The sequence below is a fragment of the Vreelandella aquamarina genome, from assembly GCF_020075495.1.
GTDB lineage: Bacteria > Pseudomonadota > Gammaproteobacteria > Pseudomonadales > Halomonadaceae > Vreelandella > Vreelandella aquamarina_A.
The window spans coordinates 376,881-394,371 of sequence record NZ_JABYQT010000001.1; the positions used below are offsets into that span (position 1 = coordinate 376,881).

At 60.8% G+C, this 17,491-nt stretch carries 18 protein-coding genes; 13 read left to right on the plus strand and 5 right to left on the minus strand.

Annotated features, from left to right (window positions below; translation table 11 throughout):
* The first annotated feature begins 5 nt into the window (after positions 1-5).
* Genes astD through HW452_RS01735 form a run of 3 tightly spaced genes read left to right on the plus strand, consistent with a single transcriptional unit; the run spans position 6 to position 3,266 of the window.
* Positions 6-1,478 carry a succinylglutamate-semialdehyde dehydrogenase gene (astD, locus tag HW452_RS01725; RefSeq protein WP_224104377.1) on the plus strand — a complete coding sequence of 491 codons (1,473 nt, stop codon included), beginning with the start codon at positions 6-8 and terminating at the stop codon, positions 1,476-1,478.
* A complete protein-coding gene (gene astB, locus HW452_RS01730) occupies positions 1,475-2,827 on the plus strand; it encodes an N-succinylarginine dihydrolase (RefSeq protein ID WP_224104378.1) in 1,353 nt (450 codons plus the stop codon). Before astD ends, astB begins: the two co-directional genes overlap by 4 nt.
* 13 nt (positions 2,828-2,840) lie before the next feature.
* Positions 2,841-3,266: a GNAT family N-acetyltransferase gene (locus HW452_RS01735; protein ID WP_224104379.1), complete on the plus strand. Its 426-nt coding sequence runs from the start codon at positions 2,841-2,843 to the stop codon at positions 3,264-3,266.
* Between the two features lie 15 nt (positions 3,267-3,281).
* Here the strand turns inward: HW452_RS01735 and HW452_RS01740 are convergent, their stop codons facing one another.
* Positions 3,282-4,226 carry a DMT family transporter gene (locus HW452_RS01740; RefSeq protein WP_224104380.1) on the minus strand — a complete coding sequence of 315 codons (945 nt, stop codon included), beginning with the start codon at positions 4,224-4,226 and terminating at the stop codon, positions 3,282-3,284.
* A gap of 86 nt (positions 4,227-4,312) precedes the next feature.
* Here HW452_RS01740 and HW452_RS01745 point away from each other — a divergent pair, with 86 nt between their 5' ends.
* On the plus strand, positions 4,313-4,795 hold the full coding sequence (locus tag HW452_RS01745) for a MarR family winged helix-turn-helix transcriptional regulator (RefSeq protein WP_224104381.1): 483 nt from the start codon (positions 4,313-4,315) through the stop codon (positions 4,793-4,795).
* A 39-nt stretch (positions 4,796-4,834) separates the two neighbouring features.
* Positions 4,835-5,095 (plus strand): GlpM family protein, encoded by a 261-nt coding sequence (locus tag HW452_RS01750; protein ID WP_224104382.1) that lies wholly within the window; start codon positions 4,835-4,837, stop codon positions 5,093-5,095.
* A 57-nt stretch (positions 5,096-5,152) separates the two neighbouring features.
* On the opposite strand, the gene HW452_RS01755 is transcribed toward HW452_RS01750, so the two are convergent.
* Positions 5,153-6,076, minus strand: a complete 924-nt coding sequence (locus HW452_RS01755) for a LysR family transcriptional regulator (protein ID WP_224104383.1) — start codon at positions 6,074-6,076, stop codon at positions 5,153-5,155.
* Positions 6,077-6,162: 86 nt separating this feature from the next.
* Between HW452_RS01755 and HW452_RS01760 the strand changes: the two genes are divergently transcribed.
* The 6 genes from HW452_RS01760 to HW452_RS01785 all read left to right on the plus strand — a co-directional run bounded on the left by HW452_RS01760 (position 6,163) and on the right by HW452_RS01785 (position 11,164).
* Positions 6,163-6,915 carry an NAD(P)H-dependent oxidoreductase gene (locus tag HW452_RS01760; RefSeq protein WP_224104384.1) on the plus strand — a complete coding sequence of 251 codons (753 nt, stop codon included), beginning with the start codon at positions 6,163-6,165 and terminating at the stop codon, positions 6,913-6,915.
* Between the two features lie 87 nt (positions 6,916-7,002).
* Positions 7,003-7,458 carry a GNAT family N-acetyltransferase gene (locus tag HW452_RS01765; protein WP_224104385.1) on the plus strand — a complete coding sequence of 152 codons (456 nt, stop codon included), beginning with the start codon at positions 7,003-7,005 and terminating at the stop codon, positions 7,456-7,458.
* Positions 7,459-7,481: 23 nt separating this feature from the next.
* A complete protein-coding gene (gene bluB, locus HW452_RS01770; protein WP_224104386.1) occupies positions 7,482-8,171 on the plus strand; it encodes a 5,6-dimethylbenzimidazole synthase in 690 nt (229 codons plus the stop codon).
* 191 nt (positions 8,172-8,362) lie between these two features.
* Positions 8,363-9,274 (plus strand): LysR family transcriptional regulator, encoded by a 912-nt coding sequence (locus HW452_RS01775; protein WP_224104387.1) that lies wholly within the window; start codon positions 8,363-8,365, stop codon positions 9,272-9,274.
* Positions 9,275-9,426: 152 nt separating this feature from the next.
* Positions 9,427-9,654 (plus strand): hypothetical protein, encoded by a 228-nt coding sequence (locus tag HW452_RS01780; protein WP_224104388.1) that lies wholly within the window; start codon positions 9,427-9,429, stop codon positions 9,652-9,654.
* Positions 9,647-11,164, plus strand: a complete 1,518-nt coding sequence (locus HW452_RS01785; RefSeq protein ID WP_224104389.1) for a sodium:solute symporter family protein — start codon at positions 9,647-9,649, stop codon at positions 11,162-11,164. The genes HW452_RS01780 and HW452_RS01785 overlap by 8 nt, the downstream gene beginning before the upstream one ends.
* A 63-nt stretch (positions 11,165-11,227) precedes the next feature.
* Here the strand turns inward: HW452_RS01785 and HW452_RS01790 are convergent, their stop codons facing one another.
* Positions 11,228-12,286 carry an SPFH domain-containing protein gene (locus HW452_RS01790; RefSeq protein ID WP_224104390.1) on the minus strand — a complete coding sequence of 353 codons (1,059 nt, stop codon included), beginning with the start codon at positions 12,284-12,286 and terminating at the stop codon, positions 11,228-11,230.
* A 2-nt stretch (positions 12,287-12,288) separates the two neighbouring features.
* Positions 12,289-12,783, minus strand: coding sequence for a nodulation efficiency, NfeD-like protein (locus tag HW452_RS01795; RefSeq protein WP_224104391.1), 495 nt, complete (start codon positions 12,781-12,783; stop codon positions 12,289-12,291).
* 187 nt (positions 12,784-12,970) lie between these two features.
* Here HW452_RS01795 and HW452_RS01800 point away from each other — a divergent pair, with 187 nt between their 5' ends.
* A complete protein-coding gene (locus HW452_RS01800) occupies positions 12,971-13,690 on the plus strand; it encodes a trimeric intracellular cation channel family protein (protein WP_224104392.1) in 720 nt (239 codons plus the stop codon).
* Between the two features lie 15 nt (positions 13,691-13,705).
* Here the strand turns inward: HW452_RS01800 and HW452_RS01805 are convergent, their stop codons facing one another.
* Complete coding sequence (locus HW452_RS01805; RefSeq protein WP_224104393.1) at positions 13,706-16,654, minus strand: hypothetical protein; 2,949 nt, start codon at positions 16,652-16,654, stop codon at positions 13,706-13,708.
* Positions 16,655-16,762: 108 nt separating this feature from the next.
* Between HW452_RS01805 and HW452_RS01810 the strand changes: the two genes are divergently transcribed.
* Positions 16,763-17,470 carry a DUF3581 family protein gene (locus HW452_RS01810; protein ID WP_224104394.1) on the plus strand — a complete coding sequence of 236 codons (708 nt, stop codon included), beginning with the start codon at positions 16,763-16,765 and terminating at the stop codon, positions 17,468-17,470.
* Positions 17,471-17,491: the final 21 nt, after the last annotated feature.

A 17,491-nucleotide genomic window follows, 5' to 3' on the forward strand; every position in this document is an offset into this window, starting at 1 on the left:
GCATGATGCACGCCCAACAGCAGCAGCTTATCAACGGCGCCTGGGTGGATGGCGCCGCCGCATCGTTTGCCAAGCACGACCCCGTATCCGGCCATTTATGTTGGCAAGGCGCCTCGGCAGGCGATACCCAGGTGGAAGCAGCGGTTGCCGCGGCACGCACGGCTTTCCCCGGCTGGGCAAGCACCCCTTTCAGCGAGCGTCAGGCGCTGGTGGAGCGCTTTGCCGAGGTGGTTAAAGCACGCAGCGAGACGCTGGCCCGGGCAATTGCCTCGGAAACCGGCAAGCCGCTATGGGAGGCGCGCACCGAAGCCGGCGCCATGGTGGGCAAGGTGACGCTCTCGATCAAGGCCTACCAGGAGCGCACCGGCGAGCGGGAGAAGGACGTCGGCAGCGCCCGTGCCGTGCTGCGCCACCGCCCACACGGCGTGATGGCGGTGTTCGGCCCCTACAACTTCCCTGGTCACCTGCCCAATGGGCATATGGTGCCGGCGCTGCTCGCGGGCAACTGCGTGGTGTTCAAACCCAGCGACCAGACACCGCTCACCGCGGATCTGACCCTGCAGTGCTGGCTGGAGGCCGGACTGCCCGCGGGCGTCATCAACCTGGTGCAAGGCGGCGTGCCGGTCGGCCAGGCGCTTTCTGCCCACCCCGGTATCGATGGGCTGCTGTTTACCGGCAGTGCCAAGGTGGGCGGCATGCTGCAGCAGCAGTTTGCCGGCCAGCTGGACAAGATTCTGGCACTCGAGTTGGGCGGTAATAACCCGCTGGTGATCAAGGATGTGCGCGATCAGCGCGCTGCCGTGCTGACCATTCTGCAGTCGGCGTTTTTATCCGCCGGCCAGCGCTGCACCTGCGCCCGTCGCTTGATGGTGCCCAAGGGGGAGGCGGGCGACCGGCTGATCGAGGCGCTGAGCGAGGCCATTGCCAAGCTGCACGTGGCGGGCCAGTTCGAGGAAGATCCCGCACCGTTTTATTCGGGCCTTGTCAGCGTGGCCGCCGCCGATGGCCTACTGAAAGCGCAGGATGACCTGGAAGCCATGGGCGCCACGGTGATCAACCGCATGCAGCGCGTGCAGGAGAACACCAGCCTTGTCAGCCCTGCGCTGATTGATGTCACCGGTCTTCAAGTACCCGACGAAGAGCATTTTGGCCCGCTGTTGAAAATCCACCGCTACAGCGATTGGGACGAGGCCATGGCGCTTGCCAACGATACCCGTTTTGGCCTCTCCGCCGGGCTGATCGGCGGCGAGCAGGCTGACTGGGATGACTTTCTGCTGCGTATCCGTGCGGGCATCGTCAACTGGAACCGCCAGACCACCGGCGCCTCGGGGGATGCACCCTTCGGTGGCGTAGGTGATAGCGGTAATCACCGCCCCAGCGCCTATTACGCGGCGGACTACTGCGCCTACCCGGTGGCTTCCATGGAAGCCGATACCCTGGAGATGCCCGAAACCCTGCCGCCGGGAGTCAGCCTGTGAATACTCAGCCGAGTGGCCTTCGGGAAGTCAATTTCGACGGTCTGGTCGGCCCGACGCACAACTACGCCGGGCTGGCCGCCGGCAATCTGGCCTCAATGCGTCACGAAGGGCTGGTTGCCAATCCGAAAGAGGGCGCGCTTCAAGGGCTTTTGAAAATGAAGTCCCTGATGGAGGCAGGCTACGCCCAGGGCGTTCTGCCGCCCCAGCAGCGTCCGGATATCGGCGCGCTGCGCGATCTGGGCTTTAGCGGCAGCAATAGTGAAGTGCTAGCCAGTGCTGCGCGCAAGGCGCCGCAGCTACTGCGCGCCGTGTGTTCGGCCTCCAGCATGTGGACGGCCAATGCGGGTACGGTCACGCCAAGCCTGGATGCGCCGGATGGCCGCGTACACTTCACCCCGGCCAATCTGCAGTCGAGCTTTCACCGCTTTCTCGAACCGCAAACGACCGGTCGCGTACTCCAGGCCATTTTTCGCAACGAGCAGCACTTTGCCCACCATCCGGTACTGCCGGCAACGCCCGCTTTTTCCGATGAAGGCGCAGCCAACCATACGAGACTTTGTGGCGAGCATGGTGAGCCGGGCGTGCATCTGTTCGTGTATGGCCGCAAGGCGTTCGGCGGCGAACATGCGCCCAAGCGCTACCCGGCGCGGCAAACCCTTGAAGCAAGCCAGGCGGTGGCCCGCCAGCATGGTTTGACCGAGGCGCAAACCGTGTTCGCCCAACAGCATCCGGATGCCATCGACGCCGGCGTGTTTCATAACGATGTCATCGCCGTGGGCAATGCAGCGGTGCTGCTCTACCACGAAAGGGCCTTTCTGGATGAGCAGGGCACGCTCGATGAGCTGCGCGCCAAGATGGCCACACCTTTGATTCCGGTGCGGGTGCCGGTGGAGGCGGTCAGCCTGGAAGACGCTGTCACCTCGTATCTGTTCAATTCCCAACTGCTCTCCAATCCGGACGGAACCATGACGCTGGTGGTGCCCGGCGAGTGCCAGGAGAACGAAGCGGTATGGCGCACGGTTCAGGATTACCTGCTGGCAGGCAACAACCCGATCAGCGAGGTCATCGTCAAGGACGTGAAGCAGAGCATGCGCAATGGCGGCGGTCCTGCCTGCCTGCGCCTGCGGGTGGTGCTGACAGAGGCCGAGCGAAGCGCACTTTCAGGCCGCGTGATGCTTGATGAGGCGCTGTACGAAGACCTCACCGCCTGGGTCAATTGCCACTACCGCGACCGCCTTGCACCGGAGGACCTGGCCGACCCGCAGCTTGCCAAGGAGTCGCTTGCCGCATTGGACGAGCTTACCCAGCTTTTGAGGACCGGTTCGGTTTACCCGTTTCAGTTGGAGTAAGGCGAATAGCGATATGACGCCGCTCATTCAACCAACCAGCGATAAGGCCTTTGCCGAGCGGCTGATTCGCCAGAACATGTCCGGCTACCACGAGCAGTTGGGAATGCACTGGGATAGCGCCCTGTTCGAGCGCGAGTGGCGTACTTTCGAGACTTATCAGCTCATCATCAACACTTGCCCGGTGGGAGTCTTGTGTCTCGATCACGATACGCAGGCCTTCTATATCCGCGAGCTGCAGATCGAGCCTGCTTGGCAGCGCCAGGGTTTCGGGGCAGCGGCCATTCGCTATACCATCGACCGAGCGCGCCAGACGAGCATCGACACGCTGCGCCTGAGGGTGTTCTGCATCAACCCAGCCATGGAACTTTACCAGCGCATGGGCTTTTACGTTCTCAAGACAGAAGGTCATACCCATTATATGGAGCGGCGTGTTCTCTAGCCCGTAGTCAGCCGGCTATCGGCTGGGCCTGCTTCGGGCGGGCCGCTTCACCTTATCCATATTGAGAAGCGCGATGCCGGTAGCAATGAACGCTGCCCCCAGCCGCAAGCCTTCAGGGGCACTTTCGCCCTGAATGAAGATGGCTACCGGCACGCCGAACAGCGCACCCACCGACCCTAGAAGGCTCAGCAGCACCGGGCCGCCGGTTTTCTGCAGCATGAAAAGCAGCAGGAACTGACCCGCAAACACGACTCCCTGAACGGCGATTAACAGCATTGCCACGGGTTGGTTGCCCGGCAGGCCAAGCGAAAGACCCGGTATCAGGCTCACACTCAGCAGCAGTACGACGGCGGCGACCAGCATGCCCGGCGCCAGTGCCTCGCCGGAAACGCCTTCTGGCCAGCGCAGCGTGCGGTAAAGATTGCCGATGGCGAGCAGTACCGGGCCCAGCAGGGCCAGCAGGATCCAGTGCACGTCGGCATCGGGAGCGGCCATCTTGTGGGCGGCCAGGATGATGGCGCCTGCCAACGCCGAGGCAACACCCTCGGCGCGCATGATCTGGAAACGCTCCATCTTCAACACGAGCGCACCGAGGTAGGTAAGAAGCGGTGGCAGGGTGATGACCAGCGCAACAAAGCCGGCGCCAATGTGTGCTATGGCGGAAAAGAACAGCAGGTTGGAGCCTGCGACTCCTACCAGCGCCGACACCGTATAGTACTCGAGCGTGCGGGCGTTGACCGGTGGCAGACGGCCCCGCGCCGCAGCCAGCGCCAGCAGAATGAGCGCGGCACCACACAGCGACCAGAATAGAAACGCCAGCGGTGAAAGTCCCACGTCACCGGCCAGCTTGGCCAGGTTGGTGGAAAGGCCCAGCAGGGCACCACCGGTCAGCAGGTAGAAAAGTGCGCTGACGCGATCTTTTTGAAAAAGTGTCTTGTGCGGTGGTGAGGTGTCTTTCATGAATTATCCTTGTCGATTTACCTTGATATCAAGTTATCCGGGTTTTTAGCTTGACGTCAAGGTAAAAAAGCAAGAGCATGGCGATCATGGATCATGTCGATAAAATACTCGCGCAGTGGCAGCAGCAGCGTCCGGACCTGAACGTGGCACCGATGGGTACGCTTGGCCGCCTCAAACGGTTGAACCATGTGCTCATGCGCGCCATGGAGAAGACCTGGGCGCACTATGGGCTGAATGAATCCTCCTTCGATGTACTGGCGACGCTCCGCCGGGAAGGGGCACCCTACGCGCTTTCGCCTAGCGATCTAATGGCATCGACCATGGTGACCTCGGGCACCATGACCCACCGGCTCCAGCAGTTGGAAAAAGCCGGGCTGATCGAGCGCGTCAAGAACCCCGACGACGGGCGGGGGTTTCTGATTTCGCTTTCCGGCAAGGGGTTTGCACTGATCGACGAGGCCGTGGCCGCCCATACGGAAACCCAGGCCAGGCTGGTCAATGGCTTGAGTGACAAGCAGCGCTCGCAGTTGGATGACTTGCTTAAACGCTTGCTGGCAGGGCTTGAGTGAGCCGGTAGGCTCACGGGTGTCGAGAAGCGAAAAACGGTAATGGCACTATTTCTGAAATGCCTGCTTGGGGCACTGGCGGTGCTGGCGATCGCGCTGCTCTCCAAGACCAAAAGTTTCTTCATTGCGGGGTTGGTGCCGCTGTTTCCGACCTTCGCGCTGATCGCTCACTACATCGTCGGCTCCGAGCGCAGCATGGCCGATCTGCGTACTACCGCGCTGTTTGGCCTCTGCTCGCTCATTCCCTACGCGGCGTATCTGGTCGCCATCTACTATTTCAGCTACCGCCTGAACCTGGTATGAACGCTGACCGCCGCAACCCTGGTGTGGCTGCTTTTTGCCGGCGGCCTGGACACGGTTTTACTCCGCCTGAGGATTCCCCTTGGATGCATTGACGCTATTGGTTTTGACAAGCTGTCCGGACACCCCTTCGGTGATGGTAGCCATGAAGGCGCGCACTCGGGCCACGTGGCGCAAATCCGGGTGGGTCAATAGCCATAGCTGCGTCGTCAGCGCGTCAATCGGCGGACTAATCTTCTGCAGTATGTCATCTGCATCGCCCATGTAGCAGGGCAGTACGGTAATGCCCGCGCCTTGGCGAGCCGCCATCTGCATCGCCAGCATGCTGTCCAATCGATAGCATGTGTTTTTATTCCTCATCCACTTTTCAAACGCGACATCACCTAGTTGGGCATCGGGGCCTATCCAGCTCTCTTCCAGCATAACGTTAGGGTCAAGCAAGCCGTTGGAGGCTTGCCATTGCTCTTTCTGACCATAAACCGCCAGCGTGATATCGCCTAATCGGCGGCCTACCAGCGTCTCGGGCGGTTTGCGAGTCGGACGAATGGCAATATCCGCGTCTCTTCGTGAAAGGTTTTGCAACTGATTGGAAATTACCACTTCAAGGGCTATACCGGGGTACTGCTCGCGAAAGGTGGCCATTATCGGGCATAGCAAACCGGCAAAAAGCGTATCTGTGGTGGTAATGCGCAGCGTGCCGGAAAGCTTCAAATCCTGCCCGATGACACGTCGCTCGGCGCTGTTGACTTCGTCTTGAATATGTTCAGCTGTAGCCGCCAGGTCTTCCCCAGCCAGTGTCGGAGTATAGCCGTGGCGGTGGCGTTCAAACAGTGTGGTACCCAGGCGGGCTTCGATTACATTGAGTCTGCGAAACACGGTGGCATGGCTGATATGCAATTGCCGGCTGGCACCGGATAGCGAGCCTGTTCGTGCTATTGCAAGCACCACCTGTAGATCATCCCACTTTAGATGCTGTTCATTCATGCAAGGCTGCTTATCGATTTCAAGGGATGGGTAAGCATATATGAACAGGTTAGCCTTTCGTAACACCCCACGGAAGGAACAGTAATATGAACGTATTGATCATTTTGGCGCATCCCGAGCGCCATTCGTTAAATGGCGGCCTGGTCGATATCGCCGTTGAGCAGTTGCAAAAAAGCGGGCACAAGGTTGAGGTCGATGACCTGTATGCTGAACAGTTCGATCCGGTTGAGCGCGCAGGTCACTATCTTAATCGAGCCAATGACAAGTACTTTGCCCCACTAGATGAACAACGCCATCACTACAACGAAAAGGCGCTGCCTACAGATATTCAGCGAGAGCTTGCAAGACTTGACTGGGCTGATCTGGTGATCTTTCAGTTTCCACTATGGTGGCACGCAGAGCCAGCCATCCTGAAAGGCTGGTTTGATCGTGTACTGGTCTATGGTGGACGTTATACCAGTCGCATGCGCTATGATCGTGGGTATTTCAAGGGAAAACGCGCACTACTAGGCGTGACTGCTGGCTCGCCGGAGGCTGCATTTCAACCCTTTGGGCGGGCGGGTAATATGGCTGCATGGCTATGGCCCTTGCATGCTTCACTGTATTACGTGGGCTTTGACGTTCTAGCACCTCAAGTAAGCTATGGCGTACAGGGAGGTGGTATCGAATATCAAAAGAAAAGTGCGCTGTGCGAACACCTCAAGGCCTGCAAACAGTGCTGGGCCAAACGCCTTGCGCATTGGCCATGTGAAAGGCCGATTCCGTTTGCTGGCTGGGAAGATTGGGACAGCGATGGTGTTTTGCTAGGAGAAAGCCCCTGGCGCTGGCGGCTGGGCTGAGCGGACGTTGTGAGACAAGGGCTTGATCCGGCCGTTTTCTGTACACTTGGCGCTCGAGATATGACGCCACAGACAGGAGGAGTCGGTATGTCCCTGGAGTTTCGCTGGTCGCGGTTTGATGAGCTCAGCACGCGCGAGTTTTACGAGATCGTGAAGGCGCGTGAAGCGGTATTCGTGGTGGAACAGCAGTGTGCTTATCCGGAAGTGGACGAGCTGGACCCGCTGGCCTGGCATCTTCTGGCGACGGCCGGCGGGGAGCTTGCTGCCTATATCCGCCTGCTGGGGCCTGGCGACAAGTTCGTCGAGCCTTCGATTGGCCGGGTGATGACCGTCAAGGCCTTTCGCGGCTGCCGCTACGGCCGCGAACTGATGGCCGAGGCGATTCGTTTCACCGAGCAGACCTATCCTGGCCTGGGCATCAAGATAGGTGCGCAGGTTTACCTGACCGCTTTCTATGAGTCTTTCGGGTTTGCGGCCGTGAGCGATGTCTACGACGAAGATGGTATTTTGCATGTCGATATGCGCAAGCCCGCTGCGGCGTAATTCAGGAAAGGTGCGGCCATATAATGAGTAACTGCCATCATGCTTTTCCCGAGACGCAACGGCGCGGCGTCTACCGCGCCATTCATGAGCGGCGCGATGTGCGCTCGCAGTTTCTACCCGACCCGATTTCCCCGGAAGTGCTTGAACGTCTTCTTCAGGCGGCGCACCACGCGCCTTCGGTAGGGTTCATGCAGCCCTGGGATTTCATCGTCATCGAGAGCCGTGAGGTCAGGGCGTCGATACTTGCGCTGTTCGAGCAGGAGAACGCCAGAGCCGCCGAGCGTTTCAGCGGCGAGCGGCAGGATCTTTACCGGGGCCTCAAGCTGCAGGGGATTCTGGAAAGCCCGCTCAATCTCTGCATTACCTGCGACCGTCGTCGGGGTGGCCCTCACGTGCTGGGGCGCAACAGCATCATGGATACCGACCTGTTCAGCACTTGCCTTGCCGTACAGAACCTGTGGCTGGCGGCGCGGGCAGAGGGCGTGGGGGTTGGCTGGGTAAGCATTCTTGATCCGGCCCAGCTAAGTCAGGTCTTGAACCTGCCCGAGCACGTGTATCCCGTGGCGTATCTGTGCCTTGGCCATGTCAGCGAATTCCTGGGTCAACCGGAACTTGAAGCCAAGGGCTGGCGCTCGCGATTGTCGCTGGAGGAGCTGATGCATGCTAATAGCTGGGGCCAGCCCTTTGCCCGCGCCTTCGCGCAGGGCAAGTGATCGGCCGGGCTTGCCCTGCTGGTGTTGAACCTTGATCGTCGTTGATGCGGCTTTCCGTCGCGTTCAACGCCACCCGACAAGGGGATCATGGCAGCCAAGAGACGCCCATTTTGCAGCGGTTACCGGCGGATAGACGCTACATGCCCACCATGTTCCGCCAAGTGAGAGTAGAAAGTGATTAAGGAGATGTCATGATCAGCGGTCGCGCGCTGCACTATTTCGATACCGTGGCACGCTGTCGCTCGCTGCGTCAGGCCGCGGCAAGGCTCAATATCGCTCCCACGGCCATCAGCCGCCAGATCGATCTGCTCGAGGAGCAGCTGGGGGCGCCCTTGCTGGAGCGTGGCCCCAGCGGCATCAGCCTGACGGCGGCGGGTGAGCTGCTTGCCATCCAGGCACAGCACACCTTGCGTGATCTCGAGCGCGTTCAGGAACATATCGCCGATTTGCAGGGCCTGCGCACCGGACGCGTTCGCCTGGAAGCCGCCGAAGGCGTGGTGGCAGGGCTGCTGGCCCCGGCACTGGCCGACATGGGGCGAGACTATCCGCAGCTGCGATTTGATATCGGCATCGCAAGCGCTGGGCAAATCGTCGAGCGGCTGCGCCTGGGCACGGCGGATATCGGCATCTCGTTCTTCATGCCGCGTCATGAGGATATCGTCATTCTGGACAGCGCCCGGCTCGAGCATCACGCGGTCATGGCGGTAGATCATCCGCTGGCCGGTGCCCAGGAGGTTTCGCTTGAGTGCCTGGCCAGGCATCGGGTCATTCTGCCGGGCGAATCGTTCGGGGCGCGCCAGGCGCTCGAGCGCAGCGCGCATCGCATCGGTATCACGCTCGTCCCCGCCTTTGATACCGCCTCGCTTGAAACCCAGAAGGCGCTGGCGCTGAACGGCGCCGGCGTGTTGATCCTGCCGCCCATGGCGGTGGCGCGGGAGTGCTGGCGCGGGGAACTCATCAGCGTGCCGCTGGCAGCCGACGAACTGGAACCGGCCCGTATCGATCTGTGTGTCTATCGCCACCGTACAAGAAGCTTTGCTGTCGATGCTTGCCTCTCTCGTCTCTGTGAATCTCTCCAAGTGCTGGATAGTCCTCCCCTCTAGGTGCACACAAAAAGTGGACACCTGCGTTTTAAATTGGAATAGTGTGTGTCACTGGCGCACGCCATGAAACCTTGTAAGCGGTGCCAGCCATCTTTCCAACAACTAACGCTTGCGCTGCTCGTGACTTGCGAGCGCGCAACTAGGGAACCGCTATGCGACGTCTGTTCGTGCTGCCCACTTCGCGTGCTGGGTGGGGGCTCTTGGCCGCTTTCATCTGTCTGGTGATGGCAGGTATCTGGCCGGTGATCGGGCTGCTCAACCGAGCCGTGCTGGTGTTTGGCTTACCACTGATGATTGTATGGAGCTATGGGGTCATCTTTGCCTGCGTGGGTGTGATGCTCATCGGCAACCGCATTGTCGAGAGGGACGACCATGAATAGCGTCTGGCCTTTAGTCATTACTCTCGGCTACGTGGCCATCGCCATGGTGATCGGCCTGAAAGCGCGCGCCGGGCGGCGCATGGATACACTGGAAGAGTGGGGGGTCGCCGGACGTAGTATGGGGCCGGTCGTGCTTTATCTGCTGATTGCGGCGGGAAGCGTGAGTGCGTATACCTTCATGGGCGCACCGGGCTGGGCCTACTCCAAGGGGGTGGCGGTATTCTATGTGGCGGTCTATCTGGCCTACCTGGCGCTGGTGGCCTGGTATTTCGGCCCTAAAGTGTGGCAGTTCGGGGCGCAGTTCGGCCACGTGACCCAGGCAAGCGCCATCGCCGACCGCTACCAGAGCGCGGCGCTCGGGGCGCTGGCGGCCCTGGTGATGGCGGTGGGCTCGGTGGCTTACGCGGTGCTGCAGACCGTGGGGTCGGCCTACATCCTGTTCGTGATGAGCGGTGGCGCCATTCCCGTCTGGCTTGGTGTGATCATTGTGCTCGCCAGCATTGCCCTTTATCTCTATATCAGCGGTCAGCGGGCGATTGGCCGTACCAGCGCCTTTCAAGGGGCGCTCATGCTGGTGGTGGCCTGGGCGGTCGGGCTCTGGGCGGTTCATAGTGCCACCGGCGGGCTCGACATGGCCGATGTTTTCAAGCGCATTCAGGCCGAGCATGGCGAGTTTCTGACCCTGCCGGGCGCGCGTGGCGACATGAGCTTCAGTTTCTGGACCACCTCGATCATCGTGTCGATGTTCTCGTTCATGCCTCCGGTATGGACCCAGTGGATGTGCGCGTCATCGGCGCGCACCATTCGCCGCAGCGCTACATGGCTGCCCACCTATTATGTCGTCATTCTGCCGATGGTGATCGTGGGATTCATCGGGATTTACTCGCTGCCAGACCTGGCGCGCGCCGATACCGTGGTGCTGGAGTACGCCATGGCGAACCTGCCGGTCGTGCTGGTCGGCCTTCTTGGGGCCGGGACGCTTGCCGCCTCCATGTCATCAAGCGAGCCCTTTATCCACTCGGTGTCGCTTTCCATCACCAAGGATGTCCTGCAGCCGCTGTTTAAACTCAGCGATGCGTTGACGGCGAAGCTGGCGCGCTGGCTGCTGCTGCCTGTCATGGCGCTGGTCATCGCGCCGCTGGCGATTGCCGAGCCGGGAAGTCTGGTGATGATTCTGCTGGTGGGCCTCGGGTTTGCCTCGCAGGTGCTGCCGGCGTTTATCGGCATGTTCTTCTGGCCCCGAGCATCCAAACTTGGGGTCATGGCAGGCATCGTGGCGGGATTCATGGTCACCGTGGCATTTACGACCCTATGGTCGCATCCGCTGGGTATCCACGCAGGCTTCTGGGGACTGATGCTGAACCTGCCGGTATTCATCGGCGTATCGCTGATGACGCCTGCGACCCAGGCTGATGTGGTCGAGCGGTTTTTTCGCATTGCCGCGCCGCGCGGGCTCAAGCGTCTGGGTAAACAGACGAGCGATAAGTCCGCCTCAACAAACGCAGTTTGAATAGTCGTCATACAGGCGTAAAAAAACCGGGTATTGATTACCCGGTTTTTCTGAAGCGAGAAATTAGCTGCTGGCCGCACCGCCTACCACGCCGCTACGGAAGCTGCCGGGCTGATGGCTCGTCTCCGTGCGATGCTTGAGGTGTTCGGTGACGGCGTCTTCGGGTGAGCCCGACAGTTCACGGAACATGCCCATGGAGCCTAGCAGGGCAGAAGACTCGTAGGGTACGAAGACGCGCTCGCCATGCTTGGCCATGTTGGGCAGCACCTTGATGTAGCTCTGTCCCAGCAGGTAGCCGACCACGGTACGCTTGTCTTCTTCACTTTCGCCGATGGCGTTCAATACCAGCCTGATCGACTCCTGCTCGCCCTGAGCGCGCAGAATGGCCGACTCCTTGTCGCCCTGGGCGTTGAGAATGGCGGACTCGCGCTGGCCCTGGGCCATGGCAATGGCGGCGGACTTTTCTCCCTCGGCTTCGGTGACGGTGGCCCGGCGCTTGCGCTCGGCGGCCATCTGCAGGCGCATGGCGGTTTCCACCTCTTCAGGCATGGCGATATCCTGTACCTCGACACGGGATATCTTCACACCCCACTTGGAGGCGGGCTCCTCCATTGCGGCCTGGATTTCGTTGTTCACTTCGGCGCGGGATTCAAACAGCTTGTCGAGCTCCATCTTGCCCACCACCGAGCGCAGCGTGGTCTTGGCGAGTACCTCGACGGCCTGGCTCATGTTCTCGACTTCGTATACCGCTCGCTTGGGGTCGATGATCTGAAAGTAGAGCGCGCCATTGATGCGTACGGTCACGTTATCGGTAGTGACCACCGGCTGGCCGGGAAAGTCCATGACCGTTTCGCGCCGGTCGATGCGGATCTCGTCGGTGGTGATTGCCTGGTACTCTTCGCCCAGCTTGCGATAGCGCAGCATGGTGATGGCCCGGGGCTGCTCGATAAAGGGCACGATGATATTGATGCCGCTTTCGAGTACGCGGTTGAACGAGCCGAGGCGCTCGACGACCATGACCTCCGATTGGCGCACGATCACCAGCCCCTTGGAGATGATCAGAATGCCAATGGCGACGATGATCAGGCTGATCAGCAAACCAGGGCTAATGGGTAGATCCATGATTAAGGCTCCTTGTGGGGAATCGTAGCATCGTGAAGGGGATTGGGAGATGATGAAGGCAAGGCGACTAACGCCGTCGTACCCTCGAAACGCTGAAAAATGACGGTGGTGTCTGCTGGAAGCTCGGTCGTGCCGCTGTCGATGACGCGAAGACGATAAAAGTCGCCATTGATCTTGATGCCGGTGGCGCCGTCGAAATCTCGCCGCAGCGTACTGTAGTAGTTGCCTTTTTCTACGCCGGTGCCGGTGGTGCCGTAGGCAACGCCGCGAGGGGAAAAGCGCGGACGAATGATCCAGATACCGATAGGCACCAGCACCCCGGTAAACAGGCCCATGCTCAAAAGCTGCCAGGGCAGCGACAAACCAAACGCGGTAACGGCGGCGGTCAAGGCCGCGGCAACGCCCAGCGCCAGCAGTACCATGGCGCCCGAGGTCAACTCCCCAAGGCTAAGCAGCAGCGCGAGTACCAGCCAGGTATAAGCAGGGTTCCAGTCCATAGCATCTCCTTTTAAAGCCGTCACTGCAGCCTACCTCAGGTGAGGGGCCAAGTCTGCTCCATTGGGTTTCAATCAAGCGATCATTCCATGCCGCCTTGAGAAAGACACTGCCAATACGCATTTCACCTGCATCAAGGGTTATTGGATTAGAATGGTCTTTTGAACATAGCCTACGAAGGAGAGCGGCGTGACGGGAGTGGTCTACTGGCTGGACATGGCGGGGGTGATCGTCTTTGCGCTGTCCGGCGTCATTCTGGCGTGCCGCTCCAGAATGGACCCCTTCGGCATGCTGGTACTGGCAGCGGTCACCGGAATTGGCGGGGGTACACTGCGCGATCTGGTGCTGGGTATACGCCCCGTGTTCTGGGTCAGCGACCCAAGCTACCTGTGGGTCATTCTGGCCACGGTAGGCGTCTCGCTGGTCGGGTTTCACTACATTCACCGTCTTTCGCGCGGCTTTCTGCCCATTGCCGATGCGTGTGGCCTGGCGCTGTTCACGGTCATCGGTACCCATAAGGCGCTGCTGCTGGGCACCTCCGGCGTGGTCGCGGTGTTGATGGGCATGATGACCGGCGTTGCCGGTGGAATGATCCGCGATATGCTGGCCCAGCGGGTGCCCATGGTACTGCGCGAGGAGATCTACGCCACGGCAGCCATGGCCGGCGGAATCGCCTACGTGGTGCTTCAGGCCTTGGGTTGCCCGCTATACGTGAGTATCGCCGTGGCCCTGCTGGTCACGCTGGGACTTCGCCTGGCGGCCATTCACTGGCAGCTGGCACTGCCGGTATTTGCCTGGGTCACCATTCCGCCCAAGGAATCGGATACCGCTACCCCGCTCTCGACGCCGCAAAAGGCCAAGGAGCGGGTGCGAATGATTCGCCGTGAGAAGGGCAAGACAAAGCGCTAGAGATAAGGCGGCCAATCATCGAGTGTCGGCCCGGGCCTCGCGCCAGCGCTCGAACCAGCGGCGGGGCTGCAGTAGATGCAGATTCGGTTGGTTCTGTTCGAGTTCAACTGCCACCCCCAATGCTCCCAGGCGAGCATACAGCGCGCCGCTGGCGTTTTTATCAGCCAGGGTGATGTCCGAAAGCAGGGTCAAGGGCCCGCCCTGCAGGCGAAGATCCCGCAGGCTTGCCTGGTCGCCATTGAGGGTCAGATCCGCCGTGCCGCTGATATCGCGCACGCTGAGCAGGCGCCCCAGCCACTCTTTCTCCCGTGCGTGGGCAAGAAACAGCCGTGCCAGCAGTCCTGTGTCGCGCATTTCGAGGCCTAGCTGGCTTTCCAGATGAATCGGGTCTGCCCAGTCGAGCCTGGCCTGATTCATGGAGAGCTGTACCCACCAGCCGGCATCCGCCGACGGGCCATCCTCGGGGCGGGTAATGTTTTCCAGACGCAAAAAGGAGTCGTTGGCGGTAAATCGGCGTGTTTCAAGATCGCCATCGGTCAGCGTCAAGGAGAGGTGCAGATCGCCACGCAGGCGCTGGTCGAGCAGCGCCATATCCGCACCAAAGGCGCGTAGCGTCAGCGTGCCCTGCGCATTCATGCCGTCCAGCTGCCATTCACTGGCAAGGCTTGCCTGGCCACCCAGCAGCGTGATGCCAGCGCTCTCCGGGAGGTAGCGGTTGTAGCGGGTAAAGTCCGGCACGTCGGTAATCGGCAGGGCGATACGTGTGACGAAATGTTCCGGTGCCGGCGACTTTAGTACCTCGCTCAGCTGCGCTGTCTGGGTGGTCAAGGCAAAATGGCGCCCTTCGACGTGGGGCCGGTCATCGCCTTGGCGCTGCAGGGAAAATTGCGGAATGCCGAGTGAAAGCCGCGCCTGCTCGGTGCTGTCAATCTGGGCGGTCAGCTCACCGCGCCCGGTGGCCAGGTAATCCAGAAAGGCCACTTCTAACTGGTTGGCATCGATGCGCAGCCGGGTAGGCGCGAGCAGGCGTTTATCGCGGAATGCACCCTGGGCGAACAGCTGGCCGTTACCCGACAGCGCCAGGCCGTGGGCATCGGGTAGAAAAGCGTTGAGAAACCCCAGGCGCTGCACGCTGCCCTCCAGGCGAAACTGGCCGCTTGGTACGTCGTCCGTGCGCGCAAGACGCGCCTCGCGGATGGCCAGAATACTCTCAAGTCGCTCGCCGTTGTGAGTGCCTTCGGCCACCTGCCAGCGCAGGCGGCTGCCGCTGATATCCAGTGAGGTGCCATCAAGGGCTGCCTGGTTGAGCTTTAACGCAAGCTGCATGTCGCTGGTCAAGGTGGTGTCTTCATCGCTGCGCAGCCAGCGCATGGCAAGACCGTTACCCGCCAGGTGAATATCGCCGCTGAGCTGGGTGGGATGGATACTGAGCGCGCCGTGGCTTTGTGCCTGGCCGCTGATCAGTTCAAGCGGTGCCGGGGTCGGCAGGTAGGCATTGAGGTAGGGTTGCAGCACACGGATATCCGGTAGACGGGCGGTATGCCATTCAAGCGTGGCGGTGGCTTGTTCGCGGGCCCGTTCCGGGTCGATGGGGCTTTGCAGGTTTACCTCGATGGCGGCGCCGTCAAGCAGGGTGCGCTTACGGTGAGTCAGCCTGGCCTGGGTGACATCCAGCGTGGCGGTCAGGGTGGCTGTATCGGCGAGTTCGGCATCCAGAGTGCCGTTACCTTCGACCCGAAAGCCCTGCGTGCTGGCCGACAGGGCCTCGGCCTCGACCTTTAGATGACCGTCATGCGCCTGGGTGTCGCGCACGCGTGCCCAGGCGTCTACCCGTCCGCTGCCTGTCAGGCGAATACCCTGGCCATCGAGCACCTCGGCCAGGTAGGGGTCCAGCATGTCCAGCCTGGTAATGTTACCTTCCAGGGCAAGCTCGGCATCGGTCGGCGCTTGTAGCTGGTCGATACGCCGATTGGCGGTGTCGCTGGTCAGACGCAGTGCGGTATCTACCGCGTAGGGCTGGGTATCGGCCAGGGTGACGTTGGAAAGCCGCGTGGTAAAGCCGAGCCGGCCCTCCTCCACGCTAAGCGTGACGCTGCCTTGGCCGGTGGCGGTATGCCGGGGCGGCGGCTCGTCGGCAATGATCCAGGCAGGTGGGTGCGTAGATGCCTGCAACTGCCGCTCATCCAGCGTGAGGCGCAGTTCCGGTGCGTCGAGGTTCAGGCGGCTTCGTTCTTCGAGTATGCCTTCACGAAGCTCGATATTGCCCGTCAGCTCGCCTCGCCCGTTCAGAAAGAGCCAGGGCAGGGCTTCGAGGTAGGGCATGAACACGTCCCAGGCGTCGGCTTGGGCATGGATATCGAGGGTGGCCGACAGTGCCGCCAGCAGTTCGCGGTTCAGCTCGCCGGTGGCAGGGTCGGTGGGCGTGGCGTCATCGAGCGAGGCGGTGGCATCGAGGTCGATGGCGTTGACCAGCGTGGCCTGATCGCTCAGACGAACCAGGCGGCCCTGGGTAATCGCCAGCGTCATGTCCGGCACGGCCAGATGCTCGCGGCTTAGGGCCGTATCGGCTACGTGCAGGGCTCCTTGCGCCTCCAGGGCAATATCGCCCACCCGCAAGCGGCGGATTCCGTCAGCATCCAGCGCGTTGATATAAAGCTCGCCGCGCAAGAGTGACAACAGCGACAGACTCAGCGTGGCACGTTCGGCCTCGATGCTGATGGGGAGCGTCTCGTCGTCACGGGCAAGGTAGAGATTCTCCACTTCCCAGCGCCCGGGGTGGCGGCTTGTGCCCTGGCTCCAGCGAATGTCGATACCCTCGAACTGGGAAATCCGGTTGGGCAGCCACTGGCTGTTGAGCAGCCAGTGGCTGCCGGCCAGCCAAACCGCTATGATGAACGCGACGCTGATCAATGTAGCTAACGCAAGGCGCGCCAAGCGTTTTTTAGCGATACTCGTGTTTGGCATACTCGCTTCCTGGCCGATGACTCCTGTTGGCGCGTGTTTTATGGCATTATGCGCGACGTTGGGTAGTTATGGGTTTTCGATTTCAACGCTAGGCAGGCAGCTAACGCCATGTTCAAGGATTTTTACGCGCAGCGCGGAGAGTACGTGGTCATCTCCGCAGAGCAGGCCAGCCGTTTCGCCAAAGGCGTGGCCGGCGATTACAACCCGATTCACAACCCCGATGCGCGGCGTTTCTGCGTGCCGGGTGACTTGCTGTTCACGCTGATACTGGTGAAGTTCGGGCTGTCGCGACAAATGGAATTTCGCTTCACCAATATGGTAAGTGCTGATACGCCGCTGTGCTTCAGTGAAGCAGACAATGGCGAACTGCACGTATGCGATGAGAGCGGAAAATGTTACCTGCAGGTGGTGCGCAGTGGCGAAACGACCTTTGACCAGACTGCCATCGAAGCCTTCGCGCGCTGCTATGTGGCGTTTTCCGGCAAGAACTTTCCTCACTATCTCAAGCCGCTGATGGAAGAGCATGGGGTGATGTTCAACCCGAAACGCCCGCTGGTCATCTATGACAGCATGGGCTTTTCGCTGGAACGCCTGGATGGCTTTACCCCCGACCTCGCCTTGACCCGCTCATCGCTTGACGTGCAGGGCAAGCGCGCCGACGCCTTGCTGGAGTTCTCGATCGAGTCCGCGGGCAACGCCGTGGGCGTTGGCTCCAAGAAGCTGGTGGTAAGCGGCCTTTGCCACTACGATTCTGCCGAAATGGCCGCCATCGTGGACGAGTTCTACCGTCTGAAAGCCGCCTACGAAGCCGCCTGATACCCACCCTTACGCTCTGCC

What these genes read in the sequence shown, in the direction of transcription:
- HW452_RS01755 (WP_224104383.1), bottom strand. Translation starts at nt 6,076, where the DNA reads ATGAATGAACAGCATCTAAAGTGGGATGATCTACAGGTGGTGCTTGCA.
- HW452_RS01780 (WP_224104388.1), top strand. Translation starts at nt 9,427, where the DNA reads ATGCGACGTCTGTTCGTGCTGCCCACTTCGCGTGCTGGGTGGGGGCTC.
- HW452_RS01790 (WP_224104390.1), bottom strand. Translation starts at nt 12,286, where the DNA reads ATGGATCTACCCATTAGCCCTGGTTTGCTGATCAGCCTGATCATCGTC.
- HW452_RS01745 (WP_224104381.1), top strand. Translation starts at nt 4,313, where the DNA reads ATGGATCATGTCGATAAAATACTCGCGCAGTGGCAGCAGCAGCGTCCG.
- HW452_RS01805 (WP_224104393.1), bottom strand. Translation starts at nt 16,654, where the DNA reads ATGCCAAACACGAGTATCGCTAAAAAACGCTTGGCGCGCCTTGCGTTA.
- bluB (WP_224104386.1), top strand. Translation starts at nt 7,482, where the DNA reads ATGAGTAACTGCCATCATGCTTTTCCCGAGACGCAACGGCGCGGCGTC.
- HW452_RS01740 (WP_224104380.1), bottom strand. Translation starts at nt 4,226, where the DNA reads ATGAAAGACACCTCACCACCGCACAAGACACTTTTTCAAAAAGATCGC.
- HW452_RS01765 (WP_224104385.1), top strand. Translation starts at nt 7,003, where the DNA reads ATGTCCCTGGAGTTTCGCTGGTCGCGGTTTGATGAGCTCAGCACGCGC.
- HW452_RS01795 (WP_224104391.1), bottom strand. Translation starts at nt 12,783, where the DNA reads ATGGACTGGAACCCTGCTTATACCTGGCTGGTACTCGCGCTGCTGCTT.
- HW452_RS01810 (WP_224104394.1), top strand. Translation starts at nt 16,763, where the DNA reads ATGTTCAAGGATTTTTACGCGCAGCGCGGAGAGTACGTGGTCATCTCC.
- HW452_RS01785 (WP_224104389.1), top strand. Translation starts at nt 9,647, where the DNA reads ATGAATAGCGTCTGGCCTTTAGTCATTACTCTCGGCTACGTGGCCATC.
- HW452_RS01750 (WP_224104382.1), top strand. Translation starts at nt 4,835, where the DNA reads ATGGCACTATTTCTGAAATGCCTGCTTGGGGCACTGGCGGTGCTGGCG.
- HW452_RS01735 (WP_224104379.1), top strand. Translation starts at nt 2,841, where the DNA reads ATGACGCCGCTCATTCAACCAACCAGCGATAAGGCCTTTGCCGAGCGG.
- HW452_RS01775 (WP_224104387.1), top strand. Translation starts at nt 8,363, where the DNA reads ATGATCAGCGGTCGCGCGCTGCACTATTTCGATACCGTGGCACGCTGT.
- HW452_RS01760 (WP_224104384.1), top strand. Translation starts at nt 6,163, where the DNA reads ATGAACGTATTGATCATTTTGGCGCATCCCGAGCGCCATTCGTTAAAT.
- astD (WP_224104377.1), top strand. Translation starts at nt 6, where the DNA reads ATGCACGCCCAACAGCAGCAGCTTATCAACGGCGCCTGGGTGGATGGC.